This window comes from Arthrobacter pigmenti (assembly GCF_011927905.1).
In the GTDB taxonomy this organism is placed as follows: Bacteria; Actinomycetota; Actinomycetes; order Actinomycetales; family Micrococcaceae; genus Arthrobacter_D; species Arthrobacter_D pigmenti.
Genome location: NZ_JAATJL010000001.1, coordinates 323,811 through 343,266, shown reverse-complemented (window position 1 = coordinate 343,266; position 19,456 = coordinate 323,811). Strand labels below are relative to the sequence as shown.

General features: G+C 64.3%; 18 protein-coding genes. 7 read left to right on the top strand and 11 right to left on the bottom strand.

The genetic code is table 11. From position 1 onward, the window contains the following. The first annotated feature begins 18 nt into the window (after positions 1-18). Positions 19-2,628, top strand: a complete 2,610-nt coding sequence (gene glgP / locus BJ994_RS01710) for an alpha-glucan family phosphorylase (protein ID WP_342450433.1) — start codon at positions 19-21, stop codon at positions 2,626-2,628. Here glgP and glgX read toward each other — a convergent pair. From glgX to BJ994_RS01680, 6 genes are all read right to left on the bottom strand, one after another. Then, positions 2,625-4,694 (bottom strand): glycogen debranching protein GlgX, encoded by a 2,070-nt coding sequence (glgX, locus tag BJ994_RS01705; RefSeq protein WP_167990797.1) that lies wholly within the window; start codon positions 4,692-4,694, stop codon positions 2,625-2,627. The genes glgP and glgX overlap by 4 nt on opposite strands. Before the next feature lie 17 nt (positions 4,695-4,711). Beyond that, positions 4,712-5,704 (bottom strand): 23S rRNA (guanosine(2251)-2'-O)-methyltransferase RlmB, encoded by a 993-nt coding sequence (gene rlmB, locus BJ994_RS01700; RefSeq protein ID WP_167990795.1) that lies wholly within the window; start codon positions 5,702-5,704, stop codon positions 4,712-4,714. Positions 5,705-5,793: 89 nt separating this feature from the next. Next, positions 5,794-7,230 (bottom strand): cysteine--tRNA ligase, encoded by a 1,437-nt coding sequence (cysS, locus tag BJ994_RS01695; protein WP_167990794.1) that lies wholly within the window; start codon positions 7,228-7,230, stop codon positions 5,794-5,796. Between the two features lie 63 nt (positions 7,231-7,293). After that, positions 7,294-7,776, bottom strand: coding sequence for a 2-C-methyl-D-erythritol 2,4-cyclodiphosphate synthase (gene ispF, locus BJ994_RS01690; RefSeq protein WP_167990791.1), 483 nt, complete (start codon positions 7,774-7,776; stop codon positions 7,294-7,296). Between the two features lie 8 nt (positions 7,777-7,784). After that, entirely contained in the window at positions 7,785-8,495 is a 711-nt protein-coding gene (gene ispD, locus BJ994_RS01685; protein WP_167990789.1) for a 2-C-methyl-D-erythritol 4-phosphate cytidylyltransferase, read from the bottom strand. 141 nt (positions 8,496-8,636) lie between these two features. Then, a complete protein-coding gene (locus tag BJ994_RS01680; RefSeq protein WP_167990786.1) occupies positions 8,637-9,119 on the bottom strand; it encodes a CarD family transcriptional regulator in 483 nt (160 codons plus the stop codon). A 247-nt stretch (positions 9,120-9,366) separates the two neighbouring features. Here BJ994_RS01680 and BJ994_RS01675 point away from each other — a divergent pair, with 247 nt between their 5' ends. Further along, a complete protein-coding gene (locus BJ994_RS01675) occupies positions 9,367-9,894 on the top strand; it encodes a hypothetical protein (RefSeq protein WP_167990783.1) in 528 nt (175 codons plus the stop codon). Between the two features lie 60 nt (positions 9,895-9,954). On the opposite strand, the gene BJ994_RS01670 is transcribed toward BJ994_RS01675, so the two are convergent. Both BJ994_RS01670 and BJ994_RS01665 read right to left on the bottom strand, forming a co-directional pair. Further along, positions 9,955-10,635 (bottom strand): winged helix-turn-helix domain-containing protein, encoded by a 681-nt coding sequence (locus tag BJ994_RS01670; protein ID WP_167990781.1) that lies wholly within the window; start codon positions 10,633-10,635, stop codon positions 9,955-9,957. Further along, the gene (locus BJ994_RS01665) at positions 10,632-11,873 is read right to left on the bottom strand and encodes a sensor histidine kinase (RefSeq protein ID WP_342450218.1); all 1,242 of its coding nucleotides are present in this window, start codon (positions 11,871-11,873) and stop codon (positions 10,632-10,634) included. Before BJ994_RS01665 ends, BJ994_RS01670 begins: the two co-directional genes overlap by 4 nt. A 172-nt stretch (positions 11,874-12,045) precedes the next feature. Between BJ994_RS01665 and phoU the strand changes: the two genes are divergently transcribed. Then, complete coding sequence (gene phoU, locus BJ994_RS01660; protein WP_167990779.1) at positions 12,046-12,705, top strand: phosphate signaling complex protein PhoU; 660 nt, start codon at positions 12,046-12,048, stop codon at positions 12,703-12,705. Positions 12,706-12,785: 80 nt separating this feature from the next. Here phoU and BJ994_RS01655 read toward each other — a convergent pair whose 3' ends face one another. After that, positions 12,786-13,541 carry a phosphoglyceromutase gene (locus tag BJ994_RS01655; protein ID WP_167990776.1) on the bottom strand — a complete coding sequence of 252 codons (756 nt, stop codon included), beginning with the start codon at positions 13,539-13,541 and terminating at the stop codon, positions 12,786-12,788. Between the two features lie 150 nt (positions 13,542-13,691). Between BJ994_RS01655 and BJ994_RS01650 the strand changes: the two genes are divergently transcribed. After that, positions 13,692-14,432: a class I SAM-dependent methyltransferase gene (locus BJ994_RS01650; protein WP_209067201.1), complete on the top strand. Its 741-nt coding sequence runs from the start codon at positions 13,692-13,694 to the stop codon at positions 14,430-14,432. Here the strand turns inward: BJ994_RS01650 and BJ994_RS01645 are convergent. Together BJ994_RS01645 and BJ994_RS01640 are read right to left on the bottom strand one after the other, a co-directional pair. Beyond that, positions 14,417-14,734 (bottom strand): DUF2516 family protein, encoded by a 318-nt coding sequence (locus BJ994_RS01645; RefSeq protein WP_167990763.1) that lies wholly within the window; start codon positions 14,732-14,734, stop codon positions 14,417-14,419. The genes BJ994_RS01650 and BJ994_RS01645 overlap by 16 nt on opposite strands. A gap of 9 nt (positions 14,735-14,743) precedes the next feature. Then, positions 14,744-15,889 (bottom strand): trans-sulfuration enzyme family protein, encoded by a 1,146-nt coding sequence (locus tag BJ994_RS01640; protein WP_167990761.1) that lies wholly within the window; start codon positions 15,887-15,889, stop codon positions 14,744-14,746. A gap of 161 nt (positions 15,890-16,050) precedes the next feature. Here BJ994_RS01640 and tmk point away from each other — a divergent pair, with 161 nt between their 5' ends. From tmk to BJ994_RS01625, 3 genes are read left to right on the top strand one after another with little or no spacing between them, the layout of a single operon-like run. Continuing rightward, a complete protein-coding gene (gene tmk, locus BJ994_RS01635; protein WP_167990759.1) occupies positions 16,051-16,698 on the top strand; it encodes a dTMP kinase in 648 nt (215 codons plus the stop codon). Next, on the top strand, positions 16,695-17,858 hold the full coding sequence (locus BJ994_RS01630; RefSeq protein WP_167990757.1) for a DNA polymerase III subunit delta': 1,164 nt from the start codon (positions 16,695-16,697) through the stop codon (positions 17,856-17,858). The genes tmk and BJ994_RS01630 overlap by 4 nt, the downstream gene beginning before the upstream one ends. Next, positions 17,855-19,402, top strand: a complete 1,548-nt coding sequence (locus BJ994_RS01625) for an alpha/beta fold hydrolase (protein WP_167990755.1) — start codon at positions 17,855-17,857, stop codon at positions 19,400-19,402. Before BJ994_RS01630 ends, BJ994_RS01625 begins: the two co-directional genes overlap by 4 nt. The last annotated feature ends 54 nt before the right edge of the window (positions 19,403-19,456 follow it).

Genomic DNA, 19,456 nt, shown 5'->3' with positions numbered 1-19,456 from the left:
TGCGCTAACGTACCGATGGTGAAGGCAATCCGTAGATTTACTGTCCGTACCGTTCTGCCATCGAACATCGCACCGCTAGGGAAACTCGCCGGCAATCTACGCTGGTCCTGGCACCTCCCCACAGCCCGCCTCTTCCACGACATCGACCCCGAGGCGTGGCAGGCAAGCGGCAATGACCCGGTGCAGTTCCTTGGCTCCGTCACCCGCGAGCAGCTTGAGCAGCTCGCAGCCAACGAGTTGCTGGTAACCCGCATTCAGGAGCTTGGCGAGGACCTCGAGCGTTACCTCTCGGAACCACGCTGGTACCAGTCCCTGGGCGATGACGCTCCCAGATCGATCGCCTACTTCTCCCCGGAATACGGCATCAGCGCCGTACTGCCCCAGTATTCCGGCGGCCTCGGAATACTTGCCGGCGATCACCTCAAGGCCGCATCCGATCTCGGTGTACCCCTGGTAGGCGTGGGCCTCCTCTACCAGGCCGGTTACTTCAAGCAGTCCCTTTCCCGTGACGCCTGGCAGCAGGAAACCTACCCCGTCCTCGACCCCGACGGACTCCCGCTGACCCTGCTCCGCGACGATGACGGCAGCGCCGCAACCGTGGTTCTGCCGCTCCCCAACGGCCGGGAGCTTCGGGCGCATATCTGGCGTGCCGACGTCGGACGCGTACCGCTGCTTCTGCTGGACTCCAACGTCGCCGGGAACGATGAGGCCGCACGCAACGTCACCGACCGGCTCTACGGCGGCGGCGGGGACCAGCGGCTCCAGCAGGAGCTGCTGCTCGGCATGGGCGGTGTCAAGGCCCTGCGAATCTTCCAGCGCCTCACCGACACGCCGGCCCCGGAGGTCTTCCACACAAACGAAGGCCACGCAGGCTTCCTCGGGATCGAGCGGATCCGGGAATTGATGGATCCCTCCAACGAGAACCCGATGTCATGGGAAGAAGCACTCACCGCCGGGCGCGCATCGACCGTGTTCACCACCCATACACCCGTACCCGCAGGCATCGACCGCTTCGAACGTGCACAGATCCAGCACTTCTTCGACGCCGGGCTGGCGCCCTCGGTGCCCACCGAACGTGTCCTTGAGTTGGGTGCCGAGAACTACGACGGCGGCGATTCCGCGAAGTTCAACATGGCCGTCATGGGGCTGCGGCTCGCGCAGCGTGCCAATGGCGTGGCACAGCTGCACGGTGAAGTATCCCGCGAAATGTTTTCCGGCCTCTGGCCGGGCTTCGACGCACGGGAGGTTCCGATTTCCTCTGTGACGAACGGCGTCCATGTGCCCACCTGGGTGGATCCGCTAATCGCAGACTTCGCCCAGGAGAACTTCGGTGCGGAATCGGTGCTGGACCCGCAGTGGGCGCGGGTGTACGACGTCGAGGACGCCGACATCTGGCGGTTGCGCCGCATCATGCGCTCCAACCTGATCGACGACGTCCGCAGCCGCTTGCGGGCATCGTGGAAGAAGCGTGGAGCGGCCGACGCCGAACTCGCCTGGACCGACAACGTTCTGGACCCGGACGTGCTGACCATCGGATTCGCCCGGCGGGTGCCCACCTACAAGCGCCTCACCCTGATGTTGCGCGACGCCGATCGCCTGAAGGCACTGCTCCTGCATCCCACCAATCCCATCCAGCTGGTGATCGCAGGCAAGTCACACCCAGCGGATGAGCAGGGCAAGCGCATGATCCAGGACCTCGTCCGCTTCACCGACGACCCCGAAGTCCGCCACCGGATCGTCTTCCTGCCGAACTACGACATCGCAATGGCCCGGACCCTGTTCCCCGGATGCGATGTCTGGCTCAACAACCCGCTCCGGCCGCTCGAAGCCTGCGGCACCTCCGGCATGAAATCGGCGATCAACGGCGGGCTGAACCTCTCCGTCCTGGATGGCTGGTGGGACGAGATGTACGACGGCGACAACGGCTGGGCGATCCCGACCGCCAACAACGGTGCCACAGCAGATGAACGCGACGACATCGAAGCGGCCGCGCTCTACGATCTCATCGAGGAGCAGGTGGCACCACGGTTCTACGGCACCATCCGGGCTGCAGCCGGTGCGGCAGGACCGTCCGAGCCGTCCACGGACGGCGTGCCACACCAGTGGGTGGCAATGATCAAGCACACCATGGCGAAGCTGGGGCCCGCGGTCTCTGCCGAGCGCATGCTTCAGGACTACGTCCGTGAGCTGTACCAGCCCGCCTGCCGCTCAGGCCGGCTAACCCGGCAGGACAACTACGGCGCAGCCCGAGCCACCGCTTCATGGCGATCCCGTATCAAGGACGGCTGGTCCGCCGTACAGGTTGAGCATGTCGATTCACTCGGAGTTTCCGAGGACCCGCAGATCGGCGACTCGCTCACGGTGAACGCCTACCTTTCGCTGGGCAGCCTGAGCCCGGACGACGTCCGCGTGGAGGTGGCGTACGGCCGCGCATCCGAGAATGACGACCTGAGCGAAATCACCGTCGCTGATCTGGACGTGGCAGAGGATCTGGGGCGGGGCAGGTTCCTGTTCAGCGGGAAAATCCTGATTGACCACTCCGGGTCCTTCGGGTACACCGTCCGGATCCTGCCGAGGCACGAAAGCCTCGCTTCGAACGCCGAGCTTGGCCTGGTGGTGAACGCCTAACCCCGGTAAACGGTTATCGAGTTGGCCGCCGCGGTGTCCGTTTCCCCAACGCGGAGGCGGGCACCGCGGCGTTTCGCGTTCTCTGCGGCAGTGGTGAAGCGGAGGTTGAACATCTGGTTCAGGTCATCGAACACACCGAATTTCTTCAGTGCGGCGGCCTTGGGAAGGACGAATCTGCGGTCTTCGAGATGTCCGTTGATCACCACCAGCCCATCCAGGACGCCGTCGGGAGAGCCAAGCAGCAACTGCACCATGCGATTGGCCGGATCGGACCACTGCTCCTGCGTCATCGGTTCACCTTCGGCGTTGAACCACAGAAGATAAGAACTGTCCTCGCGGCTCGGGTAGCTTGCTGGCTGGTGACTCAGGAATTCCCGCCTGATCCGCAGCAGTGCGCGGGTGGCATCACACATGGTGCGGGCGTCGTCGTCGTTGTTCCATGCCAGCCAGGCCAGTTCATTGTCCTGGCAGTAGGCGTTGTTGTTTCCGTGCTGGGTGCGGCCGAACTCGTCCCCGGCAGTGATCATCGGAACGCCCAGGGACAGCAACTGGGTGGCCATGAGGTTCCGGGCGGTAAGGGCCCGCGCGGCCAGGATGGACTCATCCTCGGTGGGACCCTCCACACCGTGGTTGTAGCTGCGGTTGTCATTGTGCCCGTCGTGGTTAGCTTCGCCGTTGGCCTCGTTGTGCTTGCGGTTGTAGGCGGTGAGGTCAGCGAGCGTGAAGCCGTCATGCGAAGTGACGAAGTTGATGGAGGAGACCGCTGTGCGGCCCGACCGGGCGAAGACGTCAGCCGAGCCGGCGAGGCAGCTGGCCAGCCGCGCCACGGTACCGCCGCGCCGCCCGTCGGTCAGGGCGGCGTGGTCGGCCAGCCAGAAGTCGCGGGCGGTGTCACGGAAGCGGTCGTTCCAGTCCGCCCAGCCCTGGGGGAAGTTTCCGGTCTGCCAACCGTTGTGGCCGACGTCCCACGGTTCAGCGATGAGCTTGACGCCCTTCAGCCCCGCATCGGCCGCCATCGCGATGAGCAGCGGGTGCCGCGGGGTGAAGGCATGGTTCTCATCCCGGCACAGCGCGACGGCGAGATCGAAACGGAATCCGTCGATACCGAACTCCTCCACCCAGTAACGCAGGGAGTCGAGCGCGAACTCGATCACGCGCGGTTCCGCGAAGTTCACGGTGTTTCCGCAGCCGGTGGTGTCAAGGTACCGGCCGTCGTCGTGATGGCGGTAGTACTGCTTCTCACCCAATCCCCGCCAGGACAGCGCTGGCCCACCCTGGGGACCTTCCGCCGTGTGGTTGTAGACGACGTCGAGGATCACCTCAAGGCCGGCCTCGTGAAGGAGCTTGACCATCCCCTTGAGTTCGTCCTGTACGGCCTTCGGCCCGGCCTTCCGCGCGGTCGCCGTCGCGTACTCCGCGTGCGGCGCAAAGAATCCAAGCGTGTTGTAGCCCCAGTAGTTGGTAAGTCCCAGCGGGCCAAGATGCGGCTCGTCGACGTGGAAGTGGACAGGCAACAGCTCGACGGCGGTGATCCCGAGATCCTTCAGATGCCCGATCATCGCGGGGTGGGCGAGCCCCGCGTACGTGCCCCGTAGTTCGGCCGGTACATCCGGGTGGAGTTGGGTAAGGCCCTTGACATGGGCCTCGTAGATCACGGTGTCGCGCCAGCGCGTGCGTGGCGGGGCGGAATGTCCCCAGTCGAACGCGGCGTCGACGACGACCGAGAAGTAGACCGGCTGCTCATCGAACTGCACGGTATCTATTGCGCGACCGTACGGGTCCAGCAGGAGCTGCGCGGTCCCCGGTGTGCCGGGGGCCGGAGAGCCGGCGGGCCAGAAAGCGTACCGGCCCGATTCACCGATACCTTCCACCAGGCCGTGGTGTACACCGTCAGTAATATCCGGAAGTACGACGACGTTCCATTCGCCTTGCGCGTCTTCGAAGTGCACTTCCACTGACTCAAGGTCAGGGGCATACACCGCCACGTTGAACAGCGCGCCAGCACGCCGACGGACGCCCAAGGGAAACGCCTGTGAGATTTCAGTAACCGGTATGGAAAGGCTCATGAACTTCGGGGCCTCGGCTAACGGCTGCCGGCTGCGCGCTGCCGGGAAATTTCGTACAGGCTGATGCCTACCGCCATTGATGCGTTCAGCGACTCCATGGCGGAGTCAATCGGAATGGAAACGATCTGGTCGCAGTTCTCCCTTACCAGCCGGGAAAGGCCCTTTCCCTCGGAGCCCACCACGAGGCAGACAGGCTCCGTGCCGAGAGTCAGCTCAGGAAGGGAGGTGTCGCCGTCGCCGTCGAGCCCGAGAACGAAAATCCCCTGGTCCTTGAAGGATTTCAGGGTGCTGTTCAGGTTGCCGACGCGGGCCACGGGAACGCGTACCGCGGCTCCAGCGCTGGTCTTCCAGGCGGTCGCCGTCACGCCGACGGAACGGCGCTCAGGCACAATGACGCCGTGACCGGTGAACGCCGAGACGGAACGGATGATCGCGCCGAGGTTGCGGGGATCGGTGATGCCATCGAGCGCTACGAACAGTGGCGCCTGGCTGACGTGACCCTTCTTCCACTTGTCGAGCGTCTCGCGTGCGAGGTCGAGGCCGTCGGCGTACTCGTACGGCGGAATTTGGAGCATCAGCCCCTGGTGGACCGAGCCGTCCGCCATACGGTCCAGCTCCGGCTTGCCGGTCTCCATCAGCGGGATTCCGCGTTCGGTGGCCAGCTTGAGCGATTCACGCACGCGGTCGTCCACGTCAATCCGGATTGCAACGTGCAGGGCTTTCGCGGGGATGCCGGCGCGAAGGGCTTCAACGACCGCGTTGCGGCCGGTCACATACTCCTCGCCCGGCTTTCCTTTGCTGCCTCGCGGCCCGTTGCCCTTGGTTCCCAGGCGCTTCGCAGCTGAACGCTCTGATAGCTGCCTGTTCTTGTGCGCCTTATGGTAGGTGCGGTCCTCAGCCTTCGGCGTGGGCCCCTTGCCCTCCAACGCCCTCTTCCCGTGACCGCCAGTGCCGGTTGTGGGGCCCTTCTTGAGCTTGCGAACAGCACCCGGACGTCCGTGGTTGGCCATGGGGAATACACCTTCAGTTAGAGGACTTGCTTGCTCCCAGTTTACGCGGATTGGCCTTGCGCCCTTTCAGGCAGCTTTCGACGACGGACTCAGTCGCGTGCAAGGCTCCAGCGCGCCCCGTCCGCCGAGTCCTCGATGACGACGCCGGCCCCCGCCAGCCCGTCGCGGATTGCGTCCGCGCGCGCCCAGTCCTTCGCGGCACGTGCTTCGGTTCGCTCCTGCAATCGGCTCCGTATCAGAGCATCGAGAGCCGCGTGTTCGGGACCGGTCCCTGATGAGGTATCCGCGCCGGCGTCGTCGAGCCCCAACGCGCTGGTCATGGCCCGCGCCGCCGCTGCCGCCCGGGCTGCGCCGTCGTCGTCCTTCGCCGCCAGCGCGGAGTTGCCTGCGCGCACTGCCTCGTGCAGGGCGGCGAGGGCACGGGGAACGTTGAGGTCATCATCCATCGCCTCGACGAACGCTGCCGGCAGGTTGTTCCAGTCCGCTTCCACGGCGGCAGCCTTGTCCAGGAACCCGTCGATTCGCTCAACCGCCGCTGCGGCCTCCTGCAGTGAAGTGGGCCGGTAGTCGAGCATGGAGCGGTACTGCGCCTGTCCGAGGTAATATCGGACTACGCGCGGGCTCGCGAGCTGCAGCATCTCGGCCGGGCTGATGGTGTTGCCGATAGACTTCGACATCTTCTCGCCCTCGTACGTGACCATGCCGTTGTGCATCCAGAATCGGGCGAACGGGTGGCCGGCAGCCCGCGACTGCGCCATCTCGTTCTCGTGGTGCGGAAACCTCAGGTCAAGGCCGCCGCCGTGGATATCGAACTCGGCGCCAAGGTACTTCGTGACCATGGCCGAGCACTCCAAGTGCCAGCCGGGGCGCCCGTCCCCCCAGGGACTCGGCCACGCCGCCGACCGCGGTTCACCCTCTTTCCATCCCTTCCACAGCGCGAAGTCGCGGGGATCGCGCTTACGGCTGCTGAACTGAGCTTCGACGTCCGGCGCTGCCTGCATGTCGTCGATACTCTGCCGCGTCAGGCTCCCGTACGCGGGCCAGGAGCGGACGTCGAAGTAGACATCCCCGGAGTCATCGGTTGCTGGGTAGGCGTGGCCACGGTCGATGAGCTGCTGGATGAGCTGGTGCATCTCGGGAATGTGCCCGGTGGCACGAGGTTCGTACGTGGGACGCTGTACGCCGAGGGTGTCGTACGCCTTGAGGAACTCCTGCTCATAGCGGTACGCCAGCGCCCACCACTGCTCGTTGGGCACGCCGTCCGGGTCCGGCGCCTCGAAGGAGGCCTTCGACTTCGCAAGGATCTTGTCGTCGATATCCGTAACGTTCCGGATGACCGTCACCTTGTAGCCGCGGATGGCGAGCCAGCGGGTCAGCTGGTCAAAGGCGATCGCCGAGCGGACGTGGCCCACGTGCGGCATTCCCTGCACCGTCGCACCACAGTAGTAAACCCGTGCCTCGCCCTCGACGAGCGGCGTGAACTCGCGGACTTCTGCGGTTGCGGTGTCATAGAATCTCAGGCTCACCGATCTAGCCTACCGAATGAGCGGTGGCGGGTGACTCTCCCGTCCGCCCGGTGGGATATCCCGTCAAACGCAGACGACGACGGCGGTCGCGATCGCCGCGATACCCTCGCCCCGGCCGGTGAAACCCAGGCCGTCACTCGTGGTTGCGGATACGGTCACGGGCGCCCCCACGGCCCCGGACAGGATGGTCTCCGCCTCCTCCCGGCGCGGGGTGAACCGCGGCCGGTTTCCGACCAGCTGCACGGCGACGTTGCCGATCTCGAAACCGGCTTCACGCACGATGCGGGCGGCTTCTATTAGGAGGGTAACTCCGGAGGCTCTGGCATATTCGGGGCGGTCAATGCCAAAATTGGTGCCGAGATCGCCGGTGCCGGACGCCGAGAAGAGGGCGTCGGCGGCGGCGTGGGCTACGGCGTCGCCGTCGGAGTGGCCGGCCAGGCCTCGCTCACCCGGCCACTCGAGCCCGGCCAGCCACAACGGACGCGGCTTATCCTCGGAAGCGAAGGCATGGACATCGAAACCGATGCCGGTGCGTGGAATCTGCATCGCCGGTTTCACCGATTGACCTCCTCTGCCTGCCGCACGAGTGCTTCGGCGAGCATCAGATCGTGCGGTCTGGTGACTTTGAACGCAAGTGGGTCGCCGTCCGTGACGAGCACCGGTATGCCGAGGGACTCGACCAGCATGGCGTCGTCCGTGACGTTCTCCGCCACCCCGGCGTGGGCATGCGCATTCCGAAGGGTTGCGGCGTCGAACCCCTGGGGAGTCTGGATGGCTCTCAGCGACGCACGGTTGGGAGTCGCCGTCACGATGCCTTCGTCCACCACTTTGATGGTGTCGGGTACCGGAATTCCAGGCACGACGGCGGCGGCGCCCCCGGCGACGGCGTTCACGACCGAGCGGAAGACCTGCGGCGGGGTGAGGGCACGCGCGGCGTCATGAACAAGGATGATCTGAATGCTTTCGGTCAGTCCGGCGAGGCCCGCCCGGACGGATTCAGGGCGGCTTGCCCCGCCGTCGACCGCCGTGACCGTAGCTGTACCGTGCGGCAGGCTATCGATGATCGCGCGCAGCTCTGTATCTCCTGAAGGGACCACTACGCAGACATGGTGCGAGACGCCGGAGGCAAGAACGCCCTCGAGCGCGTGCTCAAGAAGGGTTCGCCCCGCGCAACGCACCAGGGCCTTGGGCATTCCCCGGCCGAGCCGCTGACCGGCTCCGGCAGCGACGAGCACAACTCCGACGTGGGAAGGATCTGCAGACACAGCTTTACCCTACGCGAGGCGCGGCAGAGGTTGCGCAGACCGTTGACTGCTCGGGGCCGTCGGCGCTGCGCCGACAATCCAAGCAGACAAACGAGCCGACAAAAGAAGAGGGACCGCCTTCGCAGTCCCTGATCTTTGTGGCTAGGAAGCCAGTACCTCGTCGAGTACGGTGGCTGCCTTTTCTTCGTCCGTCTTCTCTGCCAGAGCAAGCTCCGAGATCAGAATCTGGCGGGCCTTGGCGAGCATCCGCTTCTCACCGGCTGACAGGCCGCGATCGTGATCCCTGCGCCACAGGTCCCGAACCACTTCGGCAACCTTGATGACATCGCCCGAAGCGAGCTTCTCAAGGTTGGCCTTGTAGCGGCGCGACCAGTTAGTGGGCTCTTCAGTGAACTCGGCTCGAAGTACGTCAAATACGTGCTCCAGGCCTTCCTTGCCCACTACGTCGCGTACCCCTACGAGGTCAACGTTCTCTGCTGGAACTTCAATGGTCAGATCACCCTGCGCCACCTTGAGCTTGAGATACATCTTCTCTTCGCCCTTAATAGTGCGCATCTTGATCTCTTCAATCTTCGCTGCGCCGTGGTGAGGGTAAACAACTGTTTCGCCGACCTCAAAAACCATGTGGATAATCCCCTTTCCCGCAGATCAGTTTATCACGAAAACGACACGCCCATTACGCGTTTTCGCAGGTCAGCGGGGCGAACGGCGATCAATTAGCTATGATTCCGCTCTTGACTCAGGGCACATTAGATGCTTGCAGGTCACCCGGCGGGGAGTACCGAGTCCGTAAACTTCGCCCGATGCCGATAGGCTGTCCAGTAGCGAAAGTCCATCGGTCAGCGTGACCATACCCTCAGGAGTTAGTGCCGTGAAGAGTGCCCCGAAGAAACGAGTACAGCTGGCAGTAGCCGGGTCCGCTGTGCTGGCTCTCCTTGGAGCCACCGGCTGTTCCGCCACCAGCCTGCAGGCGACCACCATCCAGTACTCCGCTTCGGATGGAATCGTGGAGCGCGTGGGCCCGGTCCTGCTGCGCAACGTCCTGATCATCACCTCCGAGGAGGGCGAGCCGGGAACACTTCTGGGCACCCTGTTCAACGAATCGGATTCCACCGTCCAGGTCACCATTGACGGCGAGAACGAGAATTCGCAGATCACCATCCCGGCTGAGGGAAAGTACGTCTTCGAGGACGAAGTCGACGACGACGGCACGCTTCAGGGAATCAGTGAGATCCCGGGCGCCCTGGTTGACCTTGAGTTCACGGTGAACTCAGAAAGCGAGACCTTCCGGGTACCGGTGTTGGACGGAACGCTGGAGGAATACCGCGAATACGTTCCGGGCGGATTTACTCCTGAGCCTTCGCCGTCTGAAGAAGTAGCCGAGGAAGAAGAGCACTAGAGGCAGGACGAAAATAGGCGCCGGTCACGATGACCGACGCCTATTGTTTTCTTCTAGACCTCACGGCTCGTATTTGTAGCCCAGTCCGCGCACTGTCACGAGGTACCGCGGCGTCGACGGGTCCGGTTCGATCTTGCCGCGCAGCCGCTTGACGTGGACGTCCAGTGTCTTGGTGTCGCCGACGTAGTCCGAACCCCACACCCGATCAATCAATTGGCCGCGGGTCAGCACCCGGCCGGAGTTGCGCAGCAGCATTTCCAGCAGCTCGAACTCCTTGAGCGGCAGTGACACATGCTCGCCATTCACACTGACCACATGGCGCTCGACGTCCATGCGTACCGGACCGGCTGCAACGGTGCTGGGAACCAGTTCTTCGGGTTCGGCCTGCCTGCGCAGCACCGCGCGTACCCTTGCCACCAGTTCCCGTGAGGAATACGGCTTGGTCACGTAATCGTCCGCACCCAGCTCGAGTCCCACAACCTTGTCGATCTCCGAGTCCTTGGCGGTCAGCATGATCACCGGGACACTGGAGCGCTGGCGCAGTTGCCTGCACACCTCAGTGCCGGAGAGCCCGGGCAGCTGGAGGTCCAGCAGGACCAGGTCCGCTCCGGCGCGATCGAACTCGGTCAGCGCGTCCAGACCGTTGTCGACGACGACGGCGTCGAAGCCCTCCTTGCCCAGCAGGTAAGACAGGGGGTCGCTGAAGGAGTCCTCGTCCTCAACGATCAGGATGCGGCTCACGCTTTCACTCCTTGGTTCTGGGGTTCAATGCCCTTCGCACTCTTCACACTTTCGTGCTTCCTGCCGGCGCCTTCGGCGACATCGCCGCCTGGCTCGGCGGCGACGTCGTCGTCAGTTGTCTCCATCTCCGGCAGGCGGACCGTGAACGTGCTCCCCTGCCCGGTCTGGGACCAAACCGTCACCTCTCCGCCATGGTTCGAAACCACATGCTTGACGATGCTGAGGCCGAGGCCCGTGCCGCCGGTCTGCCGGGAGCGGGCTGCGTCGATGCGGTAGAAGCGTTCGAAAATGCGCTCCTGTTCCTCCGGAGTGATGCCGAGCCCCTGATCGGTGACCGACACCTGGGCCAGGCCGTCGCGAGAGCGCAGGCCGACGCCTACCCGCGTTTTCTCCGGGGAGTAACGGATGGCGTTGTCGATGAGGTTGCGGAAGGCAGTCATCAGGAGATCGGGGTCGCCGTACACGGGTGCGTCGATTTTGCCGCCGACGACGATGTCGATTTGCTTGCTCTCCGCCGGGAGCTTGTTGCGGTCCACTGCCTCTGTAATCACGGTGTTGATGTCCACCGGCTTGCCTCGGCGCACCACGTCAGTGCCCTGGAGTCTCGACAACTCAATAATGTCCTGGACCAGCGCTGAAAGCCGGCCGGACTCCTTATGCATGCGCTGGGCGAAGCGGCGTACGGCCACCTCATCGGAGGCGGCGTCGTCGAGCGCTTCCGCCAGCAGCGAGATGGCGCCGACGGGAGTTTTCAGTTCGTGGGAAACGTTCGCCACGAAGTCGTTGCGGATCTCTTCGGTTCGGGTGATCTCCGTGCGGTCATCGGCCAGGATCAGGATGTATTCCTCACCCAGGGCCGCAACCCGTGCCTGCACAACGATGGTGCCCTGGCCGAGCGGCCCTCGCGGCAGTTCGAGCTGCCGTTCCTCGATAACGCCGTCGCGGCGGACACGGGACGTCAGTTCGAGGAGCTCGCGGTGAACAACCGTATGGCCCCGAACCAGGCCGAAGGCGTATGCGGCCGGACTTGCACGGACTACGCCGTCGATCGCGTCGACAATGAGGTAGGCGCGCCCGACAACGGACAGGACATCGGCGGCGCCTTTCGGCAATACCGGCTCATCCGAGTCCATGCGGGCTCGCCGCTGCGCTTCACTGAGCCGATGGGCCAGCATCCCGGCAACGCCGATGGCGAGGCCGACAAGTCCGGCAATGAGGCTCAGCAAAACGGGATCCACAAAACTAGCTTAGGGCGTGGTTGGGCGGAGCCATGCTGATCCGGTGGCATTGGACCGGTCGTTCAACTAACGTTCACCTAAAGGTGCGTAACTTGTAGCGGGCAACTGAAAACGTGCTGAACAGGACTGCGCATCTGCGCCCGTTCAGCACCTCAAGGGAAAGGACGCCCACGTGCGTAAGGTTTTTCAGGCGGAGCTTCACCAAATCGGCGAAGAACTCATCGAGATCTCCCAGCTGGTATCCGAGGCCATGCAGAAGGCCACGAGCGCGTTCGAGTCAGCGGACACCGAGTTGGCACAGGAAGTCATTGCCGCGGACGCCCGCATTGACTTCCTACAGAATGACCTGGATGAGCGCGCCATTGACGTTCTTGCCCTGCAGGGTCCGGTTGCGAGTGATTTGCGCATGATCGTTGGAGCGCTTCGGATGAGCGCTTCGCTGGAGCGCATGGGAGACCTCGCCCGCCACATCGCCCAACTGGCCCGGCTGCGCTTCCCGGACAACGTGATTCCTGAGAGCATCCGGCCCACTTTCGCCGAGATGGCGGAACTCGACATCGCGATCACCGCCAAGGTCACCGAGCTCCTCGAGACCCGCAACCTTGAGCTGAGCAACGAGGTGTATGCCCACAACGCCCGCATCAATGAGCTGCACGCCGGTGTTTTCAAGGCCATCGCGGCGGCCGATTGGGACGCCTCCTCTCCCACCACGGTGGATGTCACCCTCGCCAGCCGCTACTTCGAGCGCTTCGCGGACCACGGCGTATCCGTTGCCCGCAAGGTGACCTACCTCGTAACCGGTGAGTGGCAGCCGAGCGCGCCGCTCAACTAGCACCTTCAGTACGACGACGGCCCGCCCCTTTCGGAGGCGGGCCGTCGTCGTACTGGTTAATCCGATAGAGCCAGTGCTTGTCAGTGCTTGGCCTTGCCCTGGTTGGCGACCGCTTCGATGGCGGCTGCAGCGGCGTCCGCGTCGAGGTAGGTGCCACCGGCCTTGACGGGCTTGAGGTCTTCGTCCAGTTCATACACCAGGGGAATGCCGGTCGGAATGTTGAGCGACGCGATGTCACCGTCGCTGATCCCGTCCAGGTGCTTGACGAGGGCGCGCAGTGAGTTACCGTGTGCGGCAATCAGGACGGTCTTGCCCGACTTGATGTCCACAGTGATGTCCGACTCCCAGTACGGGAGGAAGCGTTCCAGGACGTCCTTGAGGCATTCGGTGCGCGGAACGTCGTCGCCAAGGTCTGCGTAACGGGGATCGCCCACCTGTGAAAACTCGCTGGAATCCTCCAGCGGGGGCGGCGGGGTGTCGTAGGAGCGGCGCCACTCCATGAACTGCTCCTCGCCGAACTCGGCGAGGGTCTGCGCCTTGTCCTTGCCCTGAAGCGCGCCGTAGTGACGCTCGTTCAGACGCCAGTCGCGCTTGACGTCAATCCAGCTTCGATCCGCCGCTTCGAGTGCCAGGTTCGCGGTGATGATGGCCCGCTTCTGCCGGGAGGTATAGACGATGTCGGGAAGGACATCATGCTCGACCAGCAGTTCTCCGCCACGTACGGCTTCCTTGCGGCCCAGTTCCGTCAACGCCACGTCCACCCAGCCCGTGAAAAGGTTCTTTTCATTCCACTCGCTCTGGCCATGGCGCAGCAGAATCAGTTTGTAAGAAGTCATGGTCCCAGTCTGCCGTATTGCGCGACGTGAAACACCCGCGGAGGCACTCTGTTACCGGTGCCGTAGCCTTGTACGGTGCCTGAGAGGAAGCCCGCCAAGCCTGTTGGGGCGATCACCCGGGGCACCACCAACCCCAACCGGCTAAGGCGCATGGACCGGTGGCTGGCCGGGCCACAGGCATGGCGGCTTCGCTCCGCGTCAGACCCGCTGGTGGTGGATCTCGGTTACGGCGCCTCCCCGGTGACCGCCGTCGAACTTCACAATCGGTTACGGCTGATTCGTGACGACGTTGAGGTCCTCGGTGTGGAGATCGATCCGGAACGTGTCCGGGCTGCCCTCCCCCTCGAGCGTCCAGGCTTACGGTTTGTTCAGGGCGGGTTCGAAATACCGGTTGCCGGGCGGCGCCCCGTTATCGTCCGTGCTTTCAACGTCCTTCGGCAGTATGGGGAGGATCAGTACCTTGCCCACTGGGAGCGCGTGCGGGCGCGCCTCGCTCCGGACGGCTTGTTTGTGGACGGAACGTGCGATGAGATCGGGCGCCGTTCGACATGGGTAGCCGTTGATGCTGCGGGGCCGGTCTCGCTCACCATTTCACTACGGTTTGGTGCATTCGCGGTGCCGTCCGACGTTGCGGAACGGCTGCCGAAGGCGCTGATCCACCGAAACGCTCCCGGCGAACGGGTCTTTGATTACCTTCAGGCGCTGAACCGGGCGTGGCTCGATGCAGCTCCTCTGTCATCCTTCGGGATGCGTCAACGCTGGATGAGCATGTGCTCGGCGCTGCGTGCTGCAGACTGGCCGATTCTCGACGGACCCTCGCGCTGGCGGCTCGGTGAAGTGACCGTGGCGTGGGACGCGGTGAAACCTGCGTTAGGTCACCAGGATCCGTAGCCGCCGCTTTGGACTTCGCTCACGGCCGGCTTCACATCCGCGAGGTAGACACAGGCTGCGATCACGGCCACGAGTTGCAGTATCCCGAAGAGCCCGAAGGCACCGAACCATGCGGTGAACGCACCGACAGCCGCGGAGCCACCGGTCATACCGAGCCAGAAACCCTTGGTGCGCTTGAGGGTCGCTTCAAAGGACGTGGCCTTGCGCTTTGCACAGTCAGCCAGCGCCCAAAGTTCAATTCCGAGCGCGAGGAAGGCAAGCCCCCGGAAGAGCCAGAACTCGGATTGCAACACAATGTCCACGGTTCAAGCCTAACGGGTGGAAGCGGTCGAGGAGAGCGCCTGGGCAAGATCCGCCCATAGATCCTCGACATTCTCGATGCCGACCGAAAGCCGCACCAGCGCTTCGGGAACCGTCAGCGGCTCGCCGGGCTGGCGCCGTCGTCGTTCCGCCAGTGATTCGACGCCGCCCAATGAAGTGGCCGGGAGCCAGAGGCGGACGCCTTCGACGAGGGCATCGGCGGCTTCCCTGCTTTCGAGTTCGATGCTTACGACCCCGCCGTAACCGTTCAACTGTTCGGTAGCTCGTTCATGACCGGGATCCTGGGGCAACCCGGGATAACGCACGCGTTGAACCGCCGGGTGGCTGGCCAGTCGCTGCGCGAGTTCCAGAGCGTTGGCCTGACTGCGCTCCATCCTCAGCGCGAGGGTGCGCAGCCCGCGCAGGGCAAGCCACACTTCGAACGGGCCGGAAATGGCTCCGTGCAGCGTGCGGTAGGTCTGCAGTTTGGTGCGCAGCTCTTCGCTCGATGTGACCAGCGCGCCGAGAACGACGTCGGAATGGCCCGCCAGATACTTGGTCACCGAGTGGAGTACGACGTCGGCACCGTAGTCGAGCGGCCGGCACACCAGGGGTGTGTTGAAGGTGTTGTCGACGACGACGACGGCGCCCTTTTGATGGGCGGCCTCCGTGAGCTTGTGTGTTTCGGCGACCTCGAGCATCGGGTTGGTGGGGCTTTCGAGCCACAACATGCTGGCCCCGTCGAGCTGTTTGATGACCTGATCTGTTTCGGCGATATCCACTTGCCTGACGGTGAGGCGGCCACGCCCTTCTTCTGCGAGCGCGAGGGAAATCGACCCACCGTACGCGTGCCGCGGGATGACGACCGTGCCGCCGGTTGGAACGAGTGACAACGCAGCCGCGGCAGCCCCAAGGCCTGATGCGAAAACGAGGGCCGGGAGGGTTGCGCCCTCAAGTTCGGCAAGGGCTTCCTCGAACGGATCCCAGGTGGGGTTCGACATCCGCGCGTAGATGCGGTCGGCTCCCGTGGGTGGGACGGTTTCGTGGAAGGTGGAAGAGAGGACGATCGGCGGGTTCACCGGGGAATCGTGTTCGCGCGGCGGGCGGCCTGCGGCCACTGTGAGTGTGTCCGGGGCAAGGTGCGCGTGATCGGTCATTGGATCAGGTTAAGGCTCGTAACTGGGTGTTCCTGCATCGAGGGGCCACATATGACCAAGTTTCGGGGGTGAAGTGGTTATTAGTGGCCGCTGGATGCAGATGGTCCACAGGCGGGGTCCGCTGGCGCCGGACTGTCAGCGCAAGTCGGTAGGCTGAAGCGGTGACCAATCAGACCACCCGCCATAGCCGTGGCTTGTTCATTGCGTTCGAGGGCGGAGACAGCGCCGGCAAGTCCACGCAGGCGGCGCGGCTGGCAGAGGTGCTCGCCGCCGAGGGCCACACAGTGTTGCGCACGCGTGAGCCTGGCGGCACCGAAATCGGCGAGAAGCTGCGCTCCCTCGTGCTCGATCACGGGCAGGGACACATCGATCCACGAACCGAAGCGCTGATCTTCGCCGCCGCCCGTGCCGCCCATGTGCACCAGGTGATCATGCCCGCACTGGAGCGGGGCAACGTCGTCGTTTGTGACCGCTATATTGATTCGTCCGTGGCCTACCAAGGCGTGGGGCGTGGGCTCGGCGTGGATAGGGTGCTGGAGGTCAACCTGTGGGCGGTCGAGGGTCTTCGACCGGACCTCACCGTGCTGCTCGACGTGGACACATCGGAGGGACGGGGGCGGCGTACTTCCTCCCTCTCGGCTGAAGACCGGCTGGAATCCGAGCCCGATGCGTTCCATGAACAGATCCGTGCGGCGTTCCGCGCCCGGGTGGCGTCGGATCCTGACCGTTACCTCGTATTGAATGCCTCCGAGCCGCTGGACGCGCTCGCCGCCACCATCGTCGACGCAGTGCGGGAGCAGCTGGCATGAGCGTGTGGACCTTCCTCACCGGGCAGTCCGCTGCAGTCGAGCAGTTGCGCCGCGCTGCCGCATCCGAGCGGCCCAGCCACGCGTGGCTCTTCACCGGACCGCCCGGATCAGGACGTTCCAACGCCGCACGCGCGTTCGCCGCGGCACTTTTGTGTGACCAACCTTCCCTCGATGAGCGGGGATGCGGTGAGTGCAAATCATGCACGACGGCGTTGGCCGGCTCCCACGCGGACATCACCAACGTGACCACCGAGAAGGTCACCATCAGCATCGATGAAGCCCGCGAACTGGTTCGCAAGGCGCAGGACAAACCAGCAACCGGCCGGTGGCGGGTCATCATCGTTGAAGACGCCGACCGCATGCAGGAACGCAGCACCAACGTGCTCCTCAAAGCGATCGAAGAGCCTCCCCCGCGCACCATCTGGCTGCTCTGCGCACCGAGTCCGGGCGATGTGCTCGTGACGATCCGCTCGCGCTGCCGCTCGGTGAGCCTGCGGGTCCCCCCGGTGGATGCCGTGACGAAACTGCTCGTCCAGCGGGACGGGATCGATCCCATGATCGCGGAAGTCGCTGCGCGCGCTGCGCAGAGCCACATCGGGGTGGCCAAACGGCTTGCCACTGATGAGGCTGCGCGGGAACGGCGCAACCAGATTGTCCGGTTGCCGCTGAACCTGCGAAACATTGCCGGTGCCATGAAGGCTGCGGCGGAGCTGGTGAAGCTAGCGGAGGCCGAGGCGCAAAGCTCATTCGAACAGCGCGACGCCGAGGAGAAGGCGGCGCTGCTGGTGTCCCTCGGCGCGCCGGAGTCAGGTGCCATGCCACCTGCAATCCGCTCACAGGTCAAACGACTGGAAGACGATCAATCCCGGCGGGCCAAGCGCTCCAAGAACGACTACTTCGACCGCGCCCTTACCGACCTCACCTCCTTCTACCGGGACGTCCTGATGCTGCAGCTCGGCACCGGCGGCCACCTCGTGAACGAACCGCTCCGCCCTGAGCTGGAACGCTACGCCGAGCACGGCACGCCCGAACAGACTCTGACGCGGATCGAAGCCATCAACAAAGTGCGCACCCGGATCGTTGGAACCAATATCGCCCCCTTGCTCGCCATCGAAGCGATGACCGTGAGCCTGCTGCCCGAAAAGGAACTCTCCGCGTGACATACTCCCAACCCAAGCGCCGCTCCACGTGGCGTGCGCTGGCTGGCGCTGCCGCCGTCGTCGTTGGCCTGGTGCTTTCCGGCTGCACGGCGGGACCGGAGACGGGGCAGACCACCGCGCCGCAGGAAGCCATCGGGGACGTTCCGGACGAGCTGCGGGAGTTCTACGAGCAGGAGGTCGCCTGGGAGGAGTGTGAGGGTGAGTTTGCCTGTGCCACGGTCGAGGTGCCGCTCGACTACAGCGATCCGGAGCGGGAGTCGATCGAAGTTGCAGCGATCCGGATGGACGCCTCGGGTGATGCGCAGGGATCGCTGCTGGTGAATCCCGGCGGGCCGGGCGGATCTGGCTTCAACTTCGTGCGGGACTCGGCGGAGCTTGTGCTCAGCGACCGGTTGCGGCAGTCCTACGACGTGATCGGGTTCGATCCACGCGGCGTGAACCGGTCTTCTGCCGTGGAGTGCCTGACGGACGAAGAACGTGACGAGGCCCGGGCTGAGACCATGCCGTCGGACATCACCGACACGGAAGCGCTGGCCGTCCTTGAGGCCGAATCCGCGGAGTACGCGGATCTCTGTGCGGAGCGCACCGGAGAACTGCTGGGCTACGTCGATACGGTGAGTGCCGCGAAGGACATGGACATCCTGCGGGCGCTCGTGGGCGATGAGCAGCTCAACTACCTTGGTTTTTCCTACGGCACCCAGCTCGGTGCCGCCTACGCTGAGCTGTATCCGGAGAAGGTGGGACGCTTTGTGCTCGACGGCGCGGTGGATCCTTCACTTAGCGCCTCGGAGATCACGTTCGGTCAGGTCGAAGCTTTCCATGAGGCGCTGCGGAACTATGTAGCGGACTGCCAGACGAAGAACGATTGCCCTCTTCCCGGTGACGTGGAGGAAGGCGTCGCTGTGATCGACGAACTGTTCGAATCCCTTGAGCAAAGTCCCATGACGGCGGCCGACGGACGGCTTGTCACCGTGGGCACCTTCTTCCAGGGCTTTGTACTGCCCCTGTACGACAGCGCCAGCTGGACGGCGTTGACTGTTGCGCTCGATCTGGCACTGCAGGGCGATCCGACCGAGATGCTCCGCTTCGCCGACCTCAGTGCTGAGCGGGAGCCCGACGGCGATTACCTCACCAACGCCGGTGCCGCCTTCACGGCGGTGAACTGCCTCGATTACCCCATGCCTGCAGAGCCAGAGGTGCTGGCCGAGGAAGCGGAAGCGCTGGAGGCGGCGTCGTCAGTGTTCGGTGAGTACCTGAGCTACGGTGCGCTGGCCTGCGAGGAATGGGCCTACGAGCCGGTGCTCGAGCCCTCCCCTGCCAGCGCTCCGGGTGCGGCGCCGATGATCGTCATCGGGACCACCGGCGATCCGGCGACCCCCTATGACTGGTCTCTCGCCCTAGCCGATCAGCTCGAATCCGCTGTCCATGTGACCTGGGAAGGCCAGGGCCACACTGCCTATGGTCGCTCCGGTCAGTGCATCGAGAACATCGTGGACGGCTACCTCATCGAGGGCACCCTGCCCGAGGACGGCGTCCGCTGCTGATTTTGACCGGTGAGCTCAGGCTCTTATACAGTTGTGCCTTGTTGAACGGGTATA

Excerpts from the sequence above, each read along its gene's own strand:
- BJ994_RS01650 (WP_209067201.1), top strand. The coding sequence starts at position 13,692 with ATGGACCGGTGGCTGGCCGGGCCACAGGCATGGCGGCTTCGCTCCGCG.
- BJ994_RS01680 (WP_167990786.1), bottom strand. The coding sequence starts at position 9,119 with ATGGTTTTTGAGGTCGGCGAAACAGTTGTTTACCCTCACCACGGCGCA.
- glgX (WP_167990797.1), bottom strand. The coding sequence starts at position 4,694 with ATGAGCCTTTCCATACCGGTTACTGAAATCTCACAGGCGTTTCCCTTG.
- ispF (WP_167990791.1), bottom strand. The coding sequence starts at position 7,776 with ATGCAGATTCCACGCACCGGCATCGGTTTCGATGTCCATGCCTTCGCT.
- rlmB (WP_167990795.1), bottom strand. The coding sequence starts at position 5,704 with ATGGCCAACCACGGACGTCCGGGTGCTGTTCGCAAGCTCAAGAAGGGC.
- BJ994_RS01630 (WP_167990757.1), top strand. The coding sequence starts at position 16,695 with ATGAGCGTGTGGACCTTCCTCACCGGGCAGTCCGCTGCAGTCGAGCAG.
- BJ994_RS01640 (WP_167990761.1), bottom strand. The coding sequence starts at position 15,889 with ATGACCGATCACGCGCACCTTGCCCCGGACACACTCACAGTGGCCGCA.
- BJ994_RS01655 (WP_167990776.1), bottom strand. The coding sequence starts at position 13,541 with ATGACTTCTTACAAACTGATTCTGCTGCGCCATGGCCAGAGCGAGTGG.